The sequence below is a fragment of the Streptomyces sp. NPDC038200 genome (assembly GCF_055600785.1).
The window spans coordinates 442,051-458,582 of record NZ_JBVJYH010000005.1; the positions used below are offsets into that span (position 1 = coordinate 442,051).

Consider the following 16,532-nt stretch of genomic DNA (forward strand, 5'->3'; position numbering starts at 1 on the left):
ACGGTTCCCACCCTCACAGCACCTTCGCCAGGAACGTCCGGGTCCGCTCCTCCCGGGGTGCGCCCAGCACCTCGGCCGGCGGCCCCTGCTCCACGATCCGCCCGTCGGCCATGAACACCACCGTGTCGGCGATCTCCCGGGCGAAGGCGATCTCATGGGTGACGACGATCATCGTCGTACCCTGCGCGGCCAGGTCCCGGATGACGTCCAGCACCTCGCCCACCAGTTCGGGGTCGAGGGCCGACGTCGGCTCGTCGAAGAGCAGCAGCTTCGGCTCCAGGGCGAGCGCCCGCGCGATGGCCACCCGCTGCTGCTGCCCGCCGGACAGCTGCCGGGGGTAGGCGTCGGCCTTGTCGCCGAGCCCCACCCGCTCCAGCAGCCGGTGCGCGCTCTCCACGACCGCCTTCCGGGGCCGCTTCAGCGCGGACACCGGCGCCTCGACGACGTTGTCGAGGACGGTGAGATGCGGGAAGAGGTTGAAGTTCTGGAAGACGAACCCGATCCGGGTGCGCTGCCGGAGCACCTCGCGCTCGGACAGCTCGTACAGTCTGTCCCCGGACCGCCGGTATCCCATCAGCGTGCCGTCCACGGTGATCTCGCCGCGGTCCACCTTCTCCAGGTGGTTGACGGTGCGCAGCAGCGTGGACTTGCCGGAGCCGGAGGGGCCGAGCACGGCGGTGACCTCACCGGCGCGCACCTGGAGATCGATGCCCCGGAGCACGTCGAGCGAGCCGAAGCTCTTGTGCACGGACCTGATGTCGACCATGACGCTCATCGGGCGAGTTCCTTTACGAGTGAGGCGCTCAGGAAGGCCAGCACCTCGCGGGCGGTCGCGTCGTTCTGCCGGAACGCGGGACCTCCGGTGCGGGGGCGGGTGAAGGCGCCGGGGGTGCGGACGTCGGTGTACGGGCCGAGCGCGAAGCGCCGGGGATGCGGGCGCCCGGCGCCGTCGAGGATCCGGCCGTCGCCGGGGTCGACCCGGAGCAGTCCCTCGGGGGTCGCGGCGGCGCCGTCGGCGTGCAGCTCGCGCAGCAGGCTGTCGCGGGTGCGTCCGACGGTGGGCTCGGGCAGCCGGGCCTCCACCAGTGCCCGGGCCTCGACGGAGAAGTCCGGCACGGTGGGGCTGGTGGCCCGGAACACGCCGTTCTCGGCGGTGACGGTCATGCCGGCCCCGACGAACCGGAGCAGCCCGGCCCGGGACAGCGCGAGCATCTGCCGCAGCCGTGGTCCGGGCGGCCCGGACGCCAGGAAGCTGAAGAACCCGTGCCACCAGGGGCCGATGTTCCCGAGCCGCACCAGCTGCCCGTAGACGGAGAGCAGCCCCAGGAAGACGCCCAGGTCGGCGCTGTGGTCGGGGTCGTGCCGGCGGTGCAGGTCGGCCTCGATGTGGCTTCTGAGGCCGTGCTGGAAGTCCTCGTGCGAGGCGTACCGCACGCCGTCCAGCGGGTGGTCGAGCGCGGTGAGGTCGAGCCGGTCGGCCGGATCCGGCACGGCGGTGGCGACGAGCGCCTCGGTCTCGGCCGGATCGCCGGCCGCCGCGTACTTCTCCTCGAAGTCGGCCCAGGCCATCGCCGTACGCCCGGGGTGGGCGGTGAACAGCCGGTGGTAGTGGGCGAAGCCCAGCTCCTTCTCGATAAGGGGCCACACATCGCGCCGGAAGTCGAAGCCGCCGGGCCGGGCGAGGAGGGCGTCCGTCTCGGCGGGGCCCAGGAAGCGGGGCAGCGGGGGCCGTTCGCCGGTCCAGTCGTAGCCGATCTTGGAGTGGTACGGCACTCCGCGCCGCGAGCCGACGTACAGCACCGGCTCCCGTCCCGACGGTACGTACGTCTCCCCGTCGTACCGCCCGCCGCGCCCCTCGGTGAGCAGCACCATCAGGTCGACGAAGGCCAGCCCGAAGCCGCGGACGAGGACGGGTTCGCCGGGCTTGAGCGCGCTCAGGTCGCTGTCGGCGGTGAAGTCGGGCGGCAGGTGCACCAGGCCGTGCTGCTCGGCATAGGCCGCCAGCTCCACCTGGTCCCGGTCGAGTTCGGCGTCGAGGTGGCCCACGGCGAGGATCACCAGGTCGGCCAGGAGCGGGCGCGGGCGGCCCTCCAGCCACACCTGCTGACGGCCCTCGCGCGGTCCGCCGACCCGCAGGGCGCGCCGCGGGTGGTGGTGCACGGTGACGTTCGGGGGCAGTTCGGCCAGGGCCCGTTCGTACACCCAGCGCAGATAGCGGCCCTGGAGCTGCCGGTCGGCGAAGGTACGGCCGTCCAGTCGGGCCCACTCGTGCAGGGTGGGGCCCTCGCGGACCGGGCCGGCCATCGTCACCGTGTCGTCGGTGAACATGGTGACGTCCTCGGCGTGCGAGTTCATCCACAGCAGCGGGGACTGCGCCTGTCGCCAGACGCGTCCGCCGCCCGGCGGGTGGGGGTCGACCAGGTGGATGTCGAGGCCGGGGCCGGAGTACAGCCCGGGCGCGTTGGCGGCGATGCGTTCGAGGATGCCGGTCCCCCGCGGCCCGGCTCCCACGATCACCAGCTGCTGCCTCATCGGGCGTTCTCCGTGCCGCGCGCGTAGTGCTTCTCGACGTAGTACTGGCCGATCCCGAGGACCGAGGTGACCACGGCGTACCAGAGGGTGGCGACCATCAGCAGCGGGATCACCTGGTAGGTGCGGTGGTAGATCAACTGCGCGGAGAACAACAGGTCGTTGACGGCGATGACGCTGACGATGGAGGTGCCCTTGAGGGTGCCGATCAGCATGTTCCCGGCGGGCGGCACGATGGTGCGCATGGCCTGGGGCAGCACGATCCGCCGCCAGCGCCGCCACCGGCTCAGACCGAGGGCCTGGGCGGCCTCGATCTGGCCGCGGTCGACGGAGAGGATGCCGCCGCGGACGACCTCGGCGGCGTAGGCGGCCTCGTGCAGGGTGAGGCCGACGATCGCGACGGCGACCGGGCTGAGCAGGTTGACCGTCTTCACGCCGAACACCTGCGGGTACAGCGCCCCGATGTTGAACCACAGCAGCAGCTGCACCAGGATCGGGATGGACCGGAACAGCCACACGTATCCCCAGCTGACCGCTCGGAGCACGGGGTTGGCGGAGAGCCGGAACGCGGCGAGCAGGGTGCCGAGGGCGAAACCGAGGACCATCACCACGGCGGTCAGCCACAGCGTGAGCCACAGGCCGCGCAGGACGGAGTCGGAGGTGAAGTAGTCGGCGACGACGTCCCACTGGAACGCCTTGTTGCGCAGGACCGAGTTGACGGCGAACCCGAGCAGCGCGAGGACGACGACGGCCGCCGCCCACTGGCCGTAGCGGCGCTGGGGGACGATCCGCGGGACGTCCGCGGGTTCGGGTATCTCCGGTGCGGTGGGGACTTTGGCGAGGGTGTCGGATGACATGCGAAGGCTCCGTGACGTGGAGGTCCCTCCCGCTCGATCGGGCGAGACCGAGAGCGGGGAGATCCGTCGGAACGGGGTGGTGCCTTCACACGGGCGCGCCGCGCGGCGCGGATACGGCCGAGCCCCTCAGCAGGGCCGTGTACCGAGAGTACGGGGTCGTTTCCCTGCGCTGTCAAGGCTGTCCGGACTGTGAGCAGTACATCTCAAGTCGGTTGACGCGGAACCGGATGCCTGTTCCACTTGCCCCATGCATCCGCAGCAGTGGCTGGTCACCCGCTCCCACATCGACTTCGGTCGCGTGTGGTCCTCGTCCTGTTGAGCTGACCCCCTGCGCGTGCCCGCCCCAGGGGCGGGCGTACTCGCGTTCTCTTGCCGTTCTCCGCCTTCACACGCGCACCCCTCCCCTCGCGTTTCCTCACACACTTCTGCTCCAGGAGACCGCTTCCCGATGCGTACGCCCTCTTATCGACATTTCATGCCTTTTGCCGTCATCACCTCGGCCGCGCTGCTGCTCACCGCCTGCGGCTCCGGCGACTCGGACGGCACGGAGACCTCCGGGGTGGCGGCCAAGAACGTCGAGGTGCCCACCACGGACGTCGTCTCCGGCGTGCGGAAGGACGACGCCGCGGCGAAGCTGCTGCCCGCCGGCACCACGAGCCTCACCGTCGCGGTCAGCGTCGGCGGCACTCCGCCCGGCACCACCTACCTCGGCGACGGCAAGACCCTGACCGGCCAGGACGTCGACTTCACCCAGGCCGTGGCCCGGGCGCTCGGCATCAAGCTGAAGGTGGAGCAGGCGAGCTTCGAGGCGATCCTGCCCGCCCTGGACAGTGGCAAGTACGACTTCGGCGCAAGCAACTTCGGCGTCACCGACGAGCGGCGCAAGGCCATCGACTTCGTCACCTACATCAACGACGGCCAGGGCTTCGCCACCCGCAAGGACAGCAAGCTCTCGAAGATCACCGACCTGAAGCAGCTGTGCGGCCTGAACGTCGCGACCAGCGCCGGCACGACGTTCGAGGCCACGCTGGAGCAGAACAAGCACCTGTGCACCGACGCGGGCAAGAAGGCGTACCAGGTGCAGACGTACGCCGAGCCGAGCGCGATCTGGTCCTCGCTCCAGCAGGGCCGCAGCGACATCGTGATGTCCACGATCAACGGCCTGCGCTATGCCGTGGCGCACCAGCAGGGCCTGAAGTTCCTCAACGAATACCACCGGCTCGACGTGGGCTTCGCCTTCAAGAAGGGAACGAAACTGGCCCCGGCCTTTCAGGCGGCGGTGAACAAGCTTCTTTCCGACGGCACGTACGCCAAGATCCTCAAGAAGTGGGGCACCACGGGTTCCGCGATCCAGAAGTCCCAGATCTCCCCGCCGGAGCTGAAGGACTAGGGCGCCGACGGCTTGATGCTCCGTCAGACCCTGCTCCCCCGACGCGGCGGAGCAGGGTCTGACGTTTTTCACACCGGGCATCCCCCGGACCGCGAGGCGGGGTTGGCGTTCACCCGTACGCTCCGTGCATCACCCGTCCGCCGCGTACAATCATATTTCACTCTCAGTCAGCAGCCGTATGTGTCACGACCCTTGGGGCACAAGGACTCTCGACGGATCGCCTGTGCACCAGTACCGTCACAAACCCCCCGCGCGGCGTCTATCCACTTGGCGCGCCGTCCGCATCATGGATGACCATAGGGATGCGGAAAGCAAGAAAGACCGCTGTGAGAGGAGGCGTCCATGGGATCGGTACGCAAGGCGAGTGCGTGGCTCGGCCTCGTCGACGACAACGATGACGAGCGCTACTACGACGACGACTACTCCGAGGGCACCGAGTCCGGAGACGCCTGGGTCACCGACCCCCGGGTCAAGGTCGCCACGGACACGGCCGAGGATAAGGGCCGGCGGATCGGCACGGTCACCCCGGACAGCTTCCGGGACGCCCGCGCCATCGGCGAGCTGTTCCGGGACGGCGTCCCGGTGATCATGAACCTCACCAACATGGAGCCCGGTGACGCCAAGCGGGTCGTGGACTTCGCGGCGGGGCTCATCTTCGGCCTGCGCGGCTCGATCGACCGGGTGTCCAACCGCGTGTTCCTGCTCACCCCGGCCGACACGGAGATCATCAGCGGCGATGCCTCCGCGCACCGTTCGGACGGCTTCTTCAACCAGAGCTGAGGCAGGGCCGCTCACCGGCCCTGCCTCCCCCCGGGGCTCACCGGAAGGCGTCGAGCCCCGTGAGCGCCTTGCCCAGCACGAGCTGGTGCATCTCGACGGTGCCCTCGTAGGTGAGCACCGATTCCAGGTTGGTCGCGTGCCGCATCACCGGGTACTCCAGGGAGATCCCGTTGGCACCGAGGATCGTCCGCGCCGTACGGCAGATCTCGATGGCCTCGCGGACGTTGTTGAGCTTGCCGAAGCTGACCTGCTCGGGACGCAGGCGGCCGGCATCCATCCGGCGCCCCAGATGGTGGGCGAGCAGGATCCCCTTGTGCAGCTCCACCGCCATGTCGGCGAGCTTGGCCTGGGTGAGCTGGAAACCGCCGATGGGCCGCCCGAACTGCTCCCGTGTCCTCGCGTACTCCAGCGCGGCCTCGAAACTGCTGCGCGCCGCGCCCATCGCGCCCCACACGATGCCGTAGCGGGCGTGCGAGAGACAGCTGAGCGGCCCGCGCAGGCCGGCGCCCTCGGGCAGGACGGCCGTGGCGGGCAGCCGTACGTCGTCCAGGACGAGTTCGCTGGTCACCGAGGCGCGCAGGGACCACTTGTGCTTGATCTCCGGCGCCGAGAAGCCGGGGCTGCCGGTGGGCACGACGAAGCCGCGGATGCCCTCCTCGGTCTGCGCCCAGACGACGGCCACCCCGGCGACCGAGCCGTTGGTGATCCACATCTTGCGGCCGTTCAGCACCCAGTCCTCGCCGTCGCGCTTGGCGTGGGTGCGCATGGACGCGGGATCGGAACCGTGGTCGGGCTCGGTCAGCCCGAAGCAGCCGATCACCTCGCCGGCGGCCATGCGCGGCAGCCACTCCCGCTTCTGCTCCTCGCTGCCGAACCGGTGGATGGCGTACATCGCGAGGGAGCCCTGCACGGAGACCAGGGAGCGGATGCCCGAGTCGGCCGCCTCCAGCTCCAGGCAGGCCAGGCCGTACTGCACGGCGCTCGCGCCCGCGCATCCGTAGCCGGTGAGGGACATGCCGAGGGCGCCGAGGGCGCCGAGTTCGCGCGCGAGGTCGCGGATCCCGGGCAGCTCGCCCTTCTCGTACCAGTCGGCGACGTAGGGCAGGACGCGGTCGGCGGCCCAGCCGCGGACGGTGTCCCGGACGGCCAGGTCCTCCGGCTCCAGCAGGTCGTCGATTCCGAGCGGGTCGGCGGCATCGAACGCGGGCGGCTTCGCGGACGCGGACATGGAACACCCTCCGTGACACGGGACATCAGCAAAACTAGCAGCGCTAGTTACGACTCTCGGGCCGACGTTACGGTGCAGTGTCCCGCACGTCCAGAGGAGGTCAGGCGCTGACCCGCGACTTCCCGGCCGCCGGCTCCGCCTCGCGCGGCGCCGGAAGCGCCGGATCGGCCCCGGCCGGCTCCTGCCCGCACTGCATGGTCTTCGGCAGCCGCAGCGCCATCACCGCGCCCAGCAGCAACAGCCCCGCGCTCACCAGCAGGGTCACGTGCAGCCCGTGCACGAAGGAGTCCCGCGCCGCCCGGCGCAGGGCGGCCCCGGTGGTTCCGCCGAGCCGGCCGGCCACCTCGTAGGCCTCGCCGAGCGAATGGCCCGCCGCCTCCGACGCGGGGCGCGGCACGCCCGGCACCGACCGCAGCCCCGGCGCGTACGCCGCGTTCATCACGCTGCCCAGCAGGGCGATGCCGATACCGGCACCGAGCTGGTAGGACGTCTCGCCGATCGCCGCCGCGCCGCCGGCCTGGTCGGCCGGGGACTCGCTGAGCATCGACTCGTACGCGCCGAAGAGCGTGGTCTCCAGGCCGAAGCCCAGCAGCACGAAGCCGGCCAGCAGCAGCGCGGGATCGTCGGTGCCGCCCATCGCCGTCAGCGTCAGCACCGCGGCCGCCGTCAGGCAGAAGCCGAAGCAGACCATCCGGCGCGGCCCGAAACGGCGCAGCATGCGCGCGCCCGCCAGGCCCGCCGCCATGGCCGCGACGGTCAGGGGCAGCAGCCTGAGGCCGGTCTGCAGCGGGGACAGACCGAGCACCAGTTGCAGGTACTGGGCGGCGATCAGCTCCAGGCCGACCAGCGCGAGCATGGCCAGCACGATGCAGCCCACCGAGGTGCTGAACGCGGGCCGGCGGAACATCCGCAGGTCCACCAGCGGATGCGGAAGCCGCCGCTGGCGCCGCACGAAGAGGAGGAGGAGGGCCGCGCCGAGCAGCAGCGGCAGCACGGTGAAGGGGCTCGCCGGCGCCTCTTGGCCGCCGAGCCGCTTCACGCCGAGCACGACACCGAAGAGCCCGGCCGCCGCCATCAGCGCCCCGGCCACGTCCCAGGGGCCCTCGCCGTCGCCCCGGGACTCGGGCAGCAGTGCCCTGCCGACCGGCAGGCTGACCAGCATCAGCGGGATGTTGACCAGGAAGACCGCGCCCCACCAGAAGTGCTCCAGCAGGAAGCCGCCGAGCAGCGGTCCGACGGCCGCGCCGACCGCGGCGACCGCGCTCCAGATGCCGATGGCCAGGGCGCGCTCGCGCCGGTCGGGGAAGACCTGGCGGAGGATCGACAGGGTCGCGGGCATGATCATCGCGCCGCCGACGCCGAGCAGCGCGCGGGCGAGGATGAGCATCTCGGCGGTCTGCGCGAACGCGGCCACGGCGGAGGCGACGCCGAACAGGCCGTAGCCGAGGAGCAGGACGCGTCTGCGGCCGACCCGGTCGCCGAGGGTGCCGAAGAGGATCAGCAGCGAGGCGCAGACCAGCGGATAGACGTCGACGATCCAGAGCAGTTCCACGGCGCCGGGCCTGAGGTCCTCGGTGACGGCGGGGACCGCCACGTGCAGCACGGTGGCGTCGACGGCGACGAGCAGCAGGCTGACGCAGAGGACGACGAGGACGACCCAGCGGCCCGCACCGGCCCCGGCCGCCCGACGGCGCGGCCATACGGCAGCCGTGGTCGTCCCGGACATGTACGTACCTCCCAGATGATCCCTCGCGAGGGGCGGACCGACGGGGTGGGGACTCCCTGTCGTACGGCCGGGAAGGAGCGGTGTCCCCGGCCCGCGCGAACCCTCGCGGGTGACTCGTCAGCGTACGCGAGTTCACCGCACCGTCACGTGGCGGACCTCTCACACACCCGAGGGAACCCGTGTGGCGTACACCACGCCGACCCCTCTTGACCAGGACCCGGCGGCCGGTCCGGTTCGGCGCGCGGTCGATAATCGAGCCCGTGACCGATCTCGACACGCGCGTGGCCCCGCCCCACGCCCCCCTCCTGCGCCGGGCGGCGCCGGCCCTCCTGGGCTACGCGGCGGTCCGCGCCCTGGGGCTGGTCGTGCTGGCGTCGTGGAGTGCCGCGCGCGGCAAGAGCGCGTACACCTTGCTGACCGCGCGCTGGGACTCGCTGTGGTACTCGCGGGTCGCCGAGCTGGGGTACGGCTACGAGGTGCGGCTGCCGAACGGGGACGTCCACTCCGATCTGGCGTTCTTTCCGCTGCTGCCGTGGCTGGAGCGGCTGCTGCACGCGGTCGGCCCGCTGTCGTACGCGGACGCCGGGTTCGTGGTGAGTCTGTCGGCGTCGCTGGCCGCGGCGGCCGGGATCTTCGCGGTCGCGGAGCACGTGTACGGCTCCCGGGTGGGGGTCTGCGCCGTGCTGCTGTGGGCGGTGCTGCCGGTCGGGGTCGTGCAGTCGATGGCGTACAGCGAGTCGCTGTTCACGGCGCTGGCGGCCTGGGCGCTGTACGCGGTGCTGACCGGGCGGTGGGTGAGCGCGGGCGTGCTGGCCGCGCTGGCGGGACTGACCCGGCCGGTGGGTGCCGCGGTGGTCGCGGCGGTGTGGGTGGCGGCCGTGGTCTCGTTCGTGCGAGAGCGCGGCGCCGAGTGCGCGCCGGGCGCGCACCCCGACGAACGCACCACCGCGTCCACACCCAGCGCATCCATTTCTCCGTACGCCCCCTCTCACACCCCGGACGCCCCTCCGGTCTCACCTGTCACACCGACCACTTCGGACGCCTCGGCCCCCGGCGCCTCTCCTCCCCCTCCCGGCGCATCGAGCACTCCGTACGCCCCCGTCGGGCGCCGCGCGCTCGCCATGGCGCTCGCTCCGCTCGGTGCCGCGGGGTACGTGCTCTGGGTCGGCCACCGCACCGGAGCGGGCCCGCTCGGGTATCTCGACGTCCAGGCCGGATGGCGCAACGGCTTCGACGGCGGTTACGCCTTCGCGTGCTTCGTCGCCGACAAGTTCACGTCATTCCCGTCCGCCCTCGCCGGCCTCGGCCTGATCGCCGGTGTGGCCCTGCTCATCTGGCTGTACGTCACCGGGATCCGCCGGCGCCAGCCGGTCGAACTGCTGGTGTACACGGGAGTCGTGCTCGCCCTGGCCCTGTGCGCGTCGAGCTACTTCGGTTCCAAGCCGCGGCTGCTGCTCCCCGCCTTCCCGGTGCTGCTGCCGCTCGCCTGCGCCCTGGCCCGGCTGCGCACCTCCCGATCGGCCCTGGTCACAGCCGGTTTGGCGAGCGCGGCGGCGGTCTATGGGGCCTTCTGGCTGAACGGTTCCGGACCTCCATGATCAACTGGGCCGTCCGATGACACCCCGGAGAATTCCGCGCCAGGGCCGGGTTAACGCATTCATAAGCGCCATATAAACAACACCCGGCATGATCAAAGGAATTGACCTGATCGGCCTCACCGGATTGCGGAATCCCGGGAATTCGGGCCGCCCTTGAGACGTTTCCCACATCACATCGTCATCACAAAGCCGCTGTTTCGACCGGGAACACAGCTCACTCGCTGTAACGTCGATTGGGTGCGTACCGAACGAAACCTCACCCGGCGTCTGGACCGGGTGTTCGCCAGACTGGACCGTGAGCCGGAACGACCGGCCCACATCGATGTGCCGAGGATGAGCCGGCACCGGGTCGTTCTGTTCACCGCGACCCTGGCTTTCTACCTCGCGATCGTGTGGGCCGTCGTGATCAGCTCCTGGCTGGTCCGGCTGGACTGGCAGGTCATGTTCTTCCGGCCGTACCAGCAGTGGCCGGAGATCCACGCCTTCCTCGACTACTACGTGGTGCTCGGCCAGCGCGGCCCCACCGCCGTGATGGTCGCGGCCTGGCTGGGCTGGCGCTCCTGGCGGCAGCACACGCTCCGCCCGCTGCTGACCCTGGCCACCTCACTGCTGCTGCTGAACGTCACGGTCGGCGCCGCCAAGCTCGGCATGGGGCGGCTCGGTCCTCACTACGCGACCGTGATCGGCTCGAACGAGATGGGCCTCGGCGGCGATATATTTCCCAGCGGCCACACCGCCAACGCCGTGGTGACCTGGGGAATCCTGGCGTACCTGGCCTCCACCCCGAGAGCGCGCCGCTGGCTGTCCGCGCTCTCCGCGCTCACCTCGCTCGGCGTCGGCCTCACCACCGTCTACCTCGGTACGCACTGGCTGAGCGACGTGCTGCTGGGCTGGGCCGCGGGGCTGCTGATCATGCTGGCCCTGCCCTGGTTCGAGCCGCTGATCGCCCGGACGGAGACCGCGCTCTTCGACCTGCGCGACCGCTGGCGCGCCCGCCTCAGCCGGCCCGTGCCCGAACCGGCCGTCCCGGTCGCCCCGGTGCTGCTCACGCCGCGCGGCACGGCCGCGGAGCAGCCCGCTCCGGCCCGTGAACCGGTCTCCACGACCCGCGCCTCGCGGGGCCTGGCGCACCTGGCTCCCGGACCGCACACGGCCCGTTCGGAACGCAGCCCGGTCACCCCGGCGGGCAGCCGCCGCCCGCCGCACGCCGACCGTCTCCCGCGCGGCACGTCCCCCTCGGCCCGCCCCGTGGCGGGCGGCTGACGGAGGAAAGACTCCGGGGTCCGGTACGCACCACCACCCCGCGCCACGGCGAAGGCCCCGTTCCCGGGAAGGGAGCGGGGCCTTCGCCGTACGCGGGTCCGGGCCGTGCGGGTGGTCAGCCCTTCCAGGCGCGGGCCACCCGGCCGTCCCGCACCTCGAAGTTCAGCCGCCCGGCCCGGTACTCCATGGTGATGATCGCGCCCGGGGGCAGCGACCGCACCGTGGACCAGCCGCGCCCGCGCGCGAGACGCTCGGCGTGGTCGGCGTCGAGGCCGAGGTACCCGTCCGGACTGTCCTGGGGCTCCGCTGGCGGAGTGGGAATCGGTGCCATGCGGCCACGCTAGGCCGCAACCGGTGGTGACGGAAGCCGGGCACAGCCGGGTAAGAGCCGTATCCGACTCCGGTCACACTTCTGTCACAGCCTCCCGCACCCGGTTTCACCCGGCGCGACTTTAGCCGCCGCCACACCGGGGCATCACCCGTACGAGGGTTTCCAGACGACTTACCGGGGTATTCGAACAGAATTCATGCATGCCCCGGGGGCGCCCCGAAATACCCGGCCATAAGCGCCGCCACGGGGCTCGGAGCGGGCCCGGGGACACGATTCCCCCGCACAATCCCGTGCGCTGCCGGGGAAGCTGACGCCGCATAGAAAATTCACGGATTCCGCACACGACGGCCGGATCGCCCCTGTGGCGCAGGGCGCGACGAGCGTCTTGCGGCGGCTCGCGGGGACGCGTGGCGCGGGCTGCGGGAGCCGGGAGCGACGACGCGGAAGGGCGAGCGAGCGGGGGGAGCGAGACCGCAAGGACGAGGGCACGGCCCCTGCGACGCGGGCGGAGCGGCCGGCCGAGGAGGGACCGGTCCCGGGCTTCGCCGACGGACCGGTGACCTTCCCGTCCGGCGGTCCGACCGGGGTGATCCCTGGCCTCGCCGCCGCCGGGCATCCGTGTCACGCGGCCGGGCCACCGCGGCCCGAGCGGTGGCACCGCGTCTGCCGGCGGACGCGACAGCCGCCGCCCCCGGCGGGGCGGCGGCTGTCCACTACGTCAGGTCCGGCACTCAGAACGCGAGGCGCTGGCCGGGCACGATGAGGTCGGGGTCGTCGCCGATGACGGCCTCGTTGGCGGCGTAGATCCGCTGCCAGGTGGTCCCGTGCCGGGCGGCGATGATGCTCAGGGTGTCGCCCTCGCGGACGGTGTAGTCACCCCGGGAGGCGCTGCGGCCGGTGGTGGCCGCCGGGCGTTCCGGCGTCTTCGCCGGGGCGGACCTCGTCGGGGCCGTCTTCGCCGGGGCGGACCTCGTCGTCGCGCCGCCCTGCGAGGCCGACGCCCCGGAGGAGTCGGTGCGGTCCGCGGCCGGAGCGGCGCCGGAGGCTCCGGCGCGGGCCGAGCAGACGGGCCAGGCGCCCCAGCCCTGGGCCTGCTGGACCTTGGTGGCGACGGTGATCTGCGCGCTCCTGGAGGCCTGGTCGGCCGTCGGGGCGTAGGCACTGCCGCCGTACGCGCGCCAGGTCGAGGCGGAGAACTGGAGTCCGCCGTAGTAGCCGTTGCCGGTGTTGATGTGCCAGTTGCCGCCGCTCTCGCACTGGGCGATGCGGTCCCACACTCCGTTGTCCGCCGCGGCGGCGTTGCCGGTCGCGGCCAGTAGCCCCAGTGGGGCCAGCAGGGCGGCACCGGCCAGCGCGGCCGTCGTCCGGCCCTTGCGGGCGCTGTCGGGACGGGCGGTGTTGCGGGTGGTATCGGCACACTCGGACATATGGTTCCCTCTCCACGAACCCGGGCTCCCCCAAGGCGGAGCGCGCCTCGCCGCGTATGGCCGCGGTTCGCCGCGCCCGCCCCGCCCGCCGTGACCGGTGTCGGCGATCGTGCTCTGCCTGACGCCGGCCGGCGGACGTGCCCGAGCGGTGCTCGTTGCACACGGCGGAGGAATGTAGGGACGACGAGCCGGTGGAATCAACCAACTGGCCGTCGGTCCAGGCCAGTTGCCCGTTACCGCGGGTATCGTCAATTTTCGGCCACCCACTACATACTGGGATTTCCTGATTTGTCGACCAGCGACCGCAGTAAACTGTGACCCACTTCACCCGTTCAAGTTCCTTGACTGCGCGACGAGTTGACGGTGAGTGGCCGATTCCGTACGCAAGGTGACCCTGCGCGGCGGAAGGTGCGAACCGGTCCACGTCGGGGCGTGACCCCCACCACAGGACGTCCGTTGTCTTCTTCATGAGCCCGGAACCCCGGGGCTCATCGGCCGGGAGCCACCCGGCCGACCCCAGCACCGGATCCGAGGGAGCCACCCGTGCCGCGCATGCTCGACGTCAGTGACGCCGTACGCGCCGAGATCGGCGACGAAGAAGCCGACCGGCTGCTCGCCGGAGAGAACGCCCCGGGCAGTTACGACTGCACGTCCTGTCGCACCCCGGGCGACTCCGAGCAGGAGCGCACCAGCACCGTTCTGTTCGTCGGCGACGAGACCGCCGTCCTCGCCTTCGCCCACGCCGGTTGCCTGCCCTCACAGGTCGTCCAGGTCACCGAGGAGCAACTGCAGGGCGCCGTCCGGTCCATCGGTGCCGCCGACGGCGACATGGCCGGCGGCGGCACGTCGCAGAAGGCCGTGCCCGAGCAGGCGGTGCTCGGCGTGACCAGCGGACTCGTCCTGGTGGACGCCGAGTTGCACCCCGCGCTCGTCGTCGAGCCGACCTCCCCGATCGTCCGCCCGGGCACCACCGGGGTCGGCGACGACTTCCTCCCGCTCCTCATCGAGCAGGGCTTCACGCCGGTGACCGCGCTGACCTCCGTCCCCCCGGTGCTGCACGGCTGGTCCGTCCTGCTGGCCATGGGCCAGCTGCACGCGGTGCTCCAGCCGGGCGGCAACGGCGGGCAGCCGGTGGCCTGGTGGCAGGCGCACCAGCCGCTCCAGGTCACGGACAGCTGGCGGGCGGCGGCGAACAAGCACCAGCAGGTGCTGATGTTCGCGGCGCCGGTGGGCTCCATCGGCCGGCAGCCCCGCGAGGACCTGCTGCGGAACGCGCTGGACAAGGCGGCGGCGAACGGGAGGCTGGTCGCCGCGGCGCTCCCCCTCGCCGGCACGTGAACTTCGGGTGATGTGTCCGACCGCATCCCTTTGGGGTTCCGGTCGTTTGGACATACGTGCACGCATACGACACTCCGCCCCGCCGGTCGTCCTTCTCCTCCGTTCCTTCCGCGAGGGCTCCCCACGAGCCGTCCGGCGGGCCGTCGCTCACGCCGATCTACGACATGCTCTACGCGGAGTGGGTCAAGACCTTCCGCACGCTGCCGGGGGACCGCAGCGGCGAGGAGGGGCTGAGGTTCAGTGCCTTCGGGGACTTCCCGGACGGTCTGGGCTCCTACGGCAGCCATCGGGCGGGGTCGTTCAGCAGCTCCTACAGCGCCTACAGCGCGGGGGCGTACAGCGCCCGCCAGCAGTCGCAGTGGCAGCGGGTCGGCACGCTGGGCGGGCAGCAGGACACCGGGATGCACTACGTCCCGGCCGCCCTGCCGCCGGGACCCCGCCGCGGCGCATGACGGGCACACGGACGACGAAGGGCGGCCCCTGGATCTCCAGGGGCCGCCCTTCGTGTCGTGCCGTCGTGACCGCCCGCGCTACTTCTTCTTCGCGCCGCGCTTCTCACGCACCCGCACCGAGATGTGGATCGGGGTGCCCTCGAAGCCGAACTCCTCGCGCAGCCGGCGCTCGATGAAGCGCCGGTAGCCCGCCTCGATGAAGCCCGAGGCGAAGAGCACGAACCGCGGGGGCTTGGTGCCGGCCTGGGTGCCGAAGAGGATGCGCGGCTGCTTGCCGCCCCGGACCGGGTGCGGGTGGGCCGAGACCAGCTCGCCGAGGAAGGCGTTCAGCCGGCCGGTGGGGACGCGCGTCTCCCAGCCCGCCAGCGCCGTCTCGATCGCCGGGACCAGCTTCTCCATGTGCCGACCGGTGCGGGCGGAGACGTTGACGCGGGGTGCCCAGGTGACCTGGCCCAGCTCGGTCTCGATCTCCCGCTCCAGGTAGTAGCGGCGCTCCTCGTCCAGCGTGTCCCACTTGTTGTAGGCGATCACCATCGCGCGGCCCGCCTCGACGGCCATGGTGATGATCCGCTGGTCCTGCACGGAGATGTTCTCCGAGCCGTCGATCAGGACGACCGCGACCTCGGCCTTCTCCACGGCGGCGGCCGTGCGCAGGGAGGCGTAGTAGTCGGCGCCCTGCTGGAGGTGGACGCGCTTGCGGATGCCCGCGGTGTCCACGAACTTCCAGGTCTTGCCACCGAGCTCGATGATCTCGTCGACCGGGTCGCGGGTGGTGCCCGCCAGCTCGTTGACGACGACGCGCTCCTCGCCGGCGACCTTGTTCAGCAGCGAGGACTTGCCGACGTTCGGGCGGCCGATCAGGGCGATGCGGCGGGGGCCGCCGACGGCCGTGCCGAAGGACTGCTCCGGCGCGTCCGGCAGGACCTCCAGGACGGCGTCGAGCATGTCGCCGGTGCCGCGGCCGTGCAGGGCCGAGACCGGGTGGGGCTCGCCGAGGCCGAGGTTCCACAGGTAGGCCGCGTCCGCCTCGCCGCTCGGGCCGTCGACCTTGTTGGCACAGAGCACGACCGGCTTGCCGGCCTTGCGCAGCAGCCGCACGACCGCCTCGTCGGTGTCGGTCGCGCCGACCTTGGCGTCGACCACGAAGACCACCGCGTCGGCCGCCTCGATCGCGTACTCGGCCTGCGCGGCCACGGAGGCGTCGATGCCGAGGACGTCCTGCTCCCAGCCGCCGGTGTCGACGACCTTGAAGCGGCGGCCGGCCCACTCGGCCTCGTAGGTGACGCGGTCGCGGGTGACGCCCGGCCGGTCCTCCACGACCGCCTCGCGGCGGCCGATCATCCGGTTCACCAGGGTCGACTTGCCGACGTTCGGGCGGCCGACGACGGCGAGCACGGGCAGCGGGCCGTGGCCCGCCGCCTCGATGGCGCCCTCGACGTCCTCGACGTCGAAGCCCTCTTCCGCGGCGAGCTCCATGAACTCCGCGTACTCGGCGTCGCCGAGAGCCCCGTGGTCGTACTCGTGCGCCTCGTACGCGTCCGAGCCGCCGGGCTGGATGTCGTCGTTCATGAAGTCCGTACCTCGTCGTTCATTCGTGGTGATCGGTGGAGCGG

The 16,532-nt window shown here is 71.7% G+C and carries 14 protein-coding genes; 6 read left to right on the forward strand and 8 right to left on the reverse strand.

The genetic code is table 11. The annotated features are described in order from the left end of the window. Window positions 1-13 precede the first annotated feature (13 nt). From ACZ7KF_RS14240 to ACZ7KF_RS14250, 3 genes are read right to left on the reverse strand one after another with little or no spacing between them, the layout of a single operon-like run. Window positions 14-775, reverse strand: a complete 762-nt coding sequence (locus ACZ7KF_RS14240; protein WP_471073299.1) for an amino acid ABC transporter ATP-binding protein — start codon at window positions 773-775, stop codon at window positions 14-16. Beyond that, window positions 772-2,532, reverse strand: coding sequence for an FAD/NAD(P)-binding protein (locus ACZ7KF_RS14245; RefSeq protein ID WP_471073302.1), 1,761 nt, complete (start codon window positions 2,530-2,532; stop codon window positions 772-774). The genes ACZ7KF_RS14240 and ACZ7KF_RS14245 overlap by 4 nt, the downstream gene beginning before the upstream one ends. After that, window positions 2,529-3,386, reverse strand: coding sequence for an amino acid ABC transporter permease (locus tag ACZ7KF_RS14250; RefSeq protein WP_471073305.1), 858 nt, complete (start codon window positions 3,384-3,386; stop codon window positions 2,529-2,531). Before ACZ7KF_RS14250 ends, ACZ7KF_RS14245 begins: the two co-directional genes overlap by 4 nt. 475 nt (window positions 3,387-3,861) lie before the next feature. Here ACZ7KF_RS14250 and ACZ7KF_RS14255 point away from each other — a divergent pair, with 475 nt between their 5' ends. Further along, the gene (locus tag ACZ7KF_RS14255; RefSeq protein WP_471073308.1) at window positions 3,862-4,776 is read left to right on the forward strand and encodes an ABC transporter substrate-binding protein; all 915 of its coding nucleotides are present in this window, start codon (window positions 3,862-3,864) and stop codon (window positions 4,774-4,776) included. A gap of 342 nt (window positions 4,777-5,118) precedes the next feature. Beyond that, window positions 5,119-5,556 (forward strand): cell division protein SepF, encoded by a 438-nt coding sequence (locus tag ACZ7KF_RS14260; RefSeq protein ID WP_171157747.1) that lies wholly within the window; start codon window positions 5,119-5,121, stop codon window positions 5,554-5,556. A gap of 37 nt (window positions 5,557-5,593) precedes the next feature. On the opposite strand, the gene ACZ7KF_RS14265 is transcribed toward ACZ7KF_RS14260, so the two are convergent. Together ACZ7KF_RS14265 and ACZ7KF_RS14270 are read right to left on the reverse strand one after the other, a co-directional pair. After that, entirely contained in the window at window positions 5,594-6,784 is a 1,191-nt protein-coding gene (locus ACZ7KF_RS14265; protein ID WP_471073312.1) for an acyl-CoA dehydrogenase family protein, read from the reverse strand. Window positions 6,785-6,884: 100 nt separating this feature from the next. After that, a complete protein-coding gene (locus ACZ7KF_RS14270) occupies window positions 6,885-8,510 on the reverse strand; it encodes an MFS transporter (RefSeq protein WP_471073315.1) in 1,626 nt (541 codons plus the stop codon). A 260-nt stretch (window positions 8,511-8,770) separates the two neighbouring features. On the opposite strand from ACZ7KF_RS14270, the gene ACZ7KF_RS14275 reads away from it, so the two are divergent. After that, window positions 8,771-10,108, forward strand: a complete 1,338-nt coding sequence (locus tag ACZ7KF_RS14275; RefSeq protein ID WP_471073318.1) for a glycosyltransferase family 39 protein — start codon at window positions 8,771-8,773, stop codon at window positions 10,106-10,108. 237 nt (window positions 10,109-10,345) lie between these two features. After that, window positions 10,346-11,371 (forward strand): phosphatase PAP2 family protein, encoded by a 1,026-nt coding sequence (locus ACZ7KF_RS14280; protein WP_471073321.1) that lies wholly within the window; start codon window positions 10,346-10,348, stop codon window positions 11,369-11,371. A gap of 115 nt (window positions 11,372-11,486) precedes the next feature. On the opposite strand, the gene ACZ7KF_RS14285 is transcribed toward ACZ7KF_RS14280, so the two are convergent. Next, window positions 11,487-11,702 carry an I78 family peptidase inhibitor gene (locus ACZ7KF_RS14285; RefSeq protein ID WP_471073324.1) on the reverse strand — a complete coding sequence of 72 codons (216 nt, stop codon included), beginning with the start codon at window positions 11,700-11,702 and terminating at the stop codon, window positions 11,487-11,489. 731 nt (window positions 11,703-12,433) lie between these two features. Continuing rightward, window positions 12,434-13,129: a LysM peptidoglycan-binding domain-containing protein gene (locus tag ACZ7KF_RS14290; protein WP_471073327.1), complete on the reverse strand. Its 696-nt coding sequence runs from the start codon at window positions 13,127-13,129 to the stop codon at window positions 12,434-12,436. A gap of 543 nt (window positions 13,130-13,672) precedes the next feature. On the opposite strand from ACZ7KF_RS14290, the gene ACZ7KF_RS14295 reads away from it, so the two are divergent. Together ACZ7KF_RS14295 and ACZ7KF_RS14300 are read left to right on the forward strand one after the other, a co-directional pair. Beyond that, window positions 13,673-14,467: a hypothetical protein gene (locus tag ACZ7KF_RS14295; RefSeq protein WP_471073330.1), complete on the forward strand. Its 795-nt coding sequence runs from the start codon at window positions 13,673-13,675 to the stop codon at window positions 14,465-14,467. 56 nt (window positions 14,468-14,523) lie between these two features. Further along, window positions 14,524-14,919 (forward strand): hypothetical protein, encoded by a 396-nt coding sequence (locus ACZ7KF_RS14300; protein ID WP_471073333.1) that lies wholly within the window; start codon window positions 14,524-14,526, stop codon window positions 14,917-14,919. 78 nt (window positions 14,920-14,997) lie between these two features. Here ACZ7KF_RS14300 and der read toward each other — a convergent pair whose 3' ends face one another. After that, on the reverse strand, window positions 14,998-16,488 hold the full coding sequence (der, locus tag ACZ7KF_RS14305) for a ribosome biogenesis GTPase Der (protein ID WP_225822203.1): 1,491 nt from the start codon (window positions 16,486-16,488) through the stop codon (window positions 14,998-15,000). Between the last annotated feature and the right edge of the window lie 44 nt (window positions 16,489-16,532).

Coding starts and splice junctions, on each gene's coding strand:
- ACZ7KF_RS14285 (WP_471073324.1), bottom strand. CDS start 11,702: ATGGCACCGATTCCCACTCCGCCAGCGGAGCCCCAGGACAGTCCGGAC.
- ACZ7KF_RS14290 (WP_471073327.1), bottom strand. CDS start 13,129: ATGTCCGAGTGTGCCGATACCACCCGCAACACCGCCCGTCCCGACAGC.
- der (WP_225822203.1), bottom strand. CDS start 16,488: ATGAACGACGACATCCAGCCCGGCGGCTCGGACGCGTACGAGGCGCAC.
- ACZ7KF_RS14265 (WP_471073312.1), bottom strand. CDS start 6,784: ATGTCCGCGTCCGCGAAGCCGCCCGCGTTCGATGCCGCCGACCCGCTC.
- ACZ7KF_RS14260 (WP_171157747.1), top strand. CDS start 5,119: ATGGGATCGGTACGCAAGGCGAGTGCGTGGCTCGGCCTCGTCGACGAC.
- ACZ7KF_RS14270 (WP_471073315.1), bottom strand. CDS start 8,510: ATGTCCGGGACGACCACGGCTGCCGTATGGCCGCGCCGTCGGGCGGCC.
- ACZ7KF_RS14245 (WP_471073302.1), bottom strand. CDS start 2,532: ATGAGGCAGCAGCTGGTGATCGTGGGAGCCGGGCCGCGGGGGACCGGC.
- ACZ7KF_RS14240 (WP_471073299.1), bottom strand. CDS start 775: ATGAGCGTCATGGTCGACATCAGGTCCGTGCACAAGAGCTTCGGCTCG.
- ACZ7KF_RS14255 (WP_471073308.1), top strand. CDS start 3,862: ATGCCTTTTGCCGTCATCACCTCGGCCGCGCTGCTGCTCACCGCCTGC.
- ACZ7KF_RS14250 (WP_471073305.1), bottom strand. CDS start 3,386: ATGTCATCCGACACCCTCGCCAAAGTCCCCACCGCACCGGAGATACCC.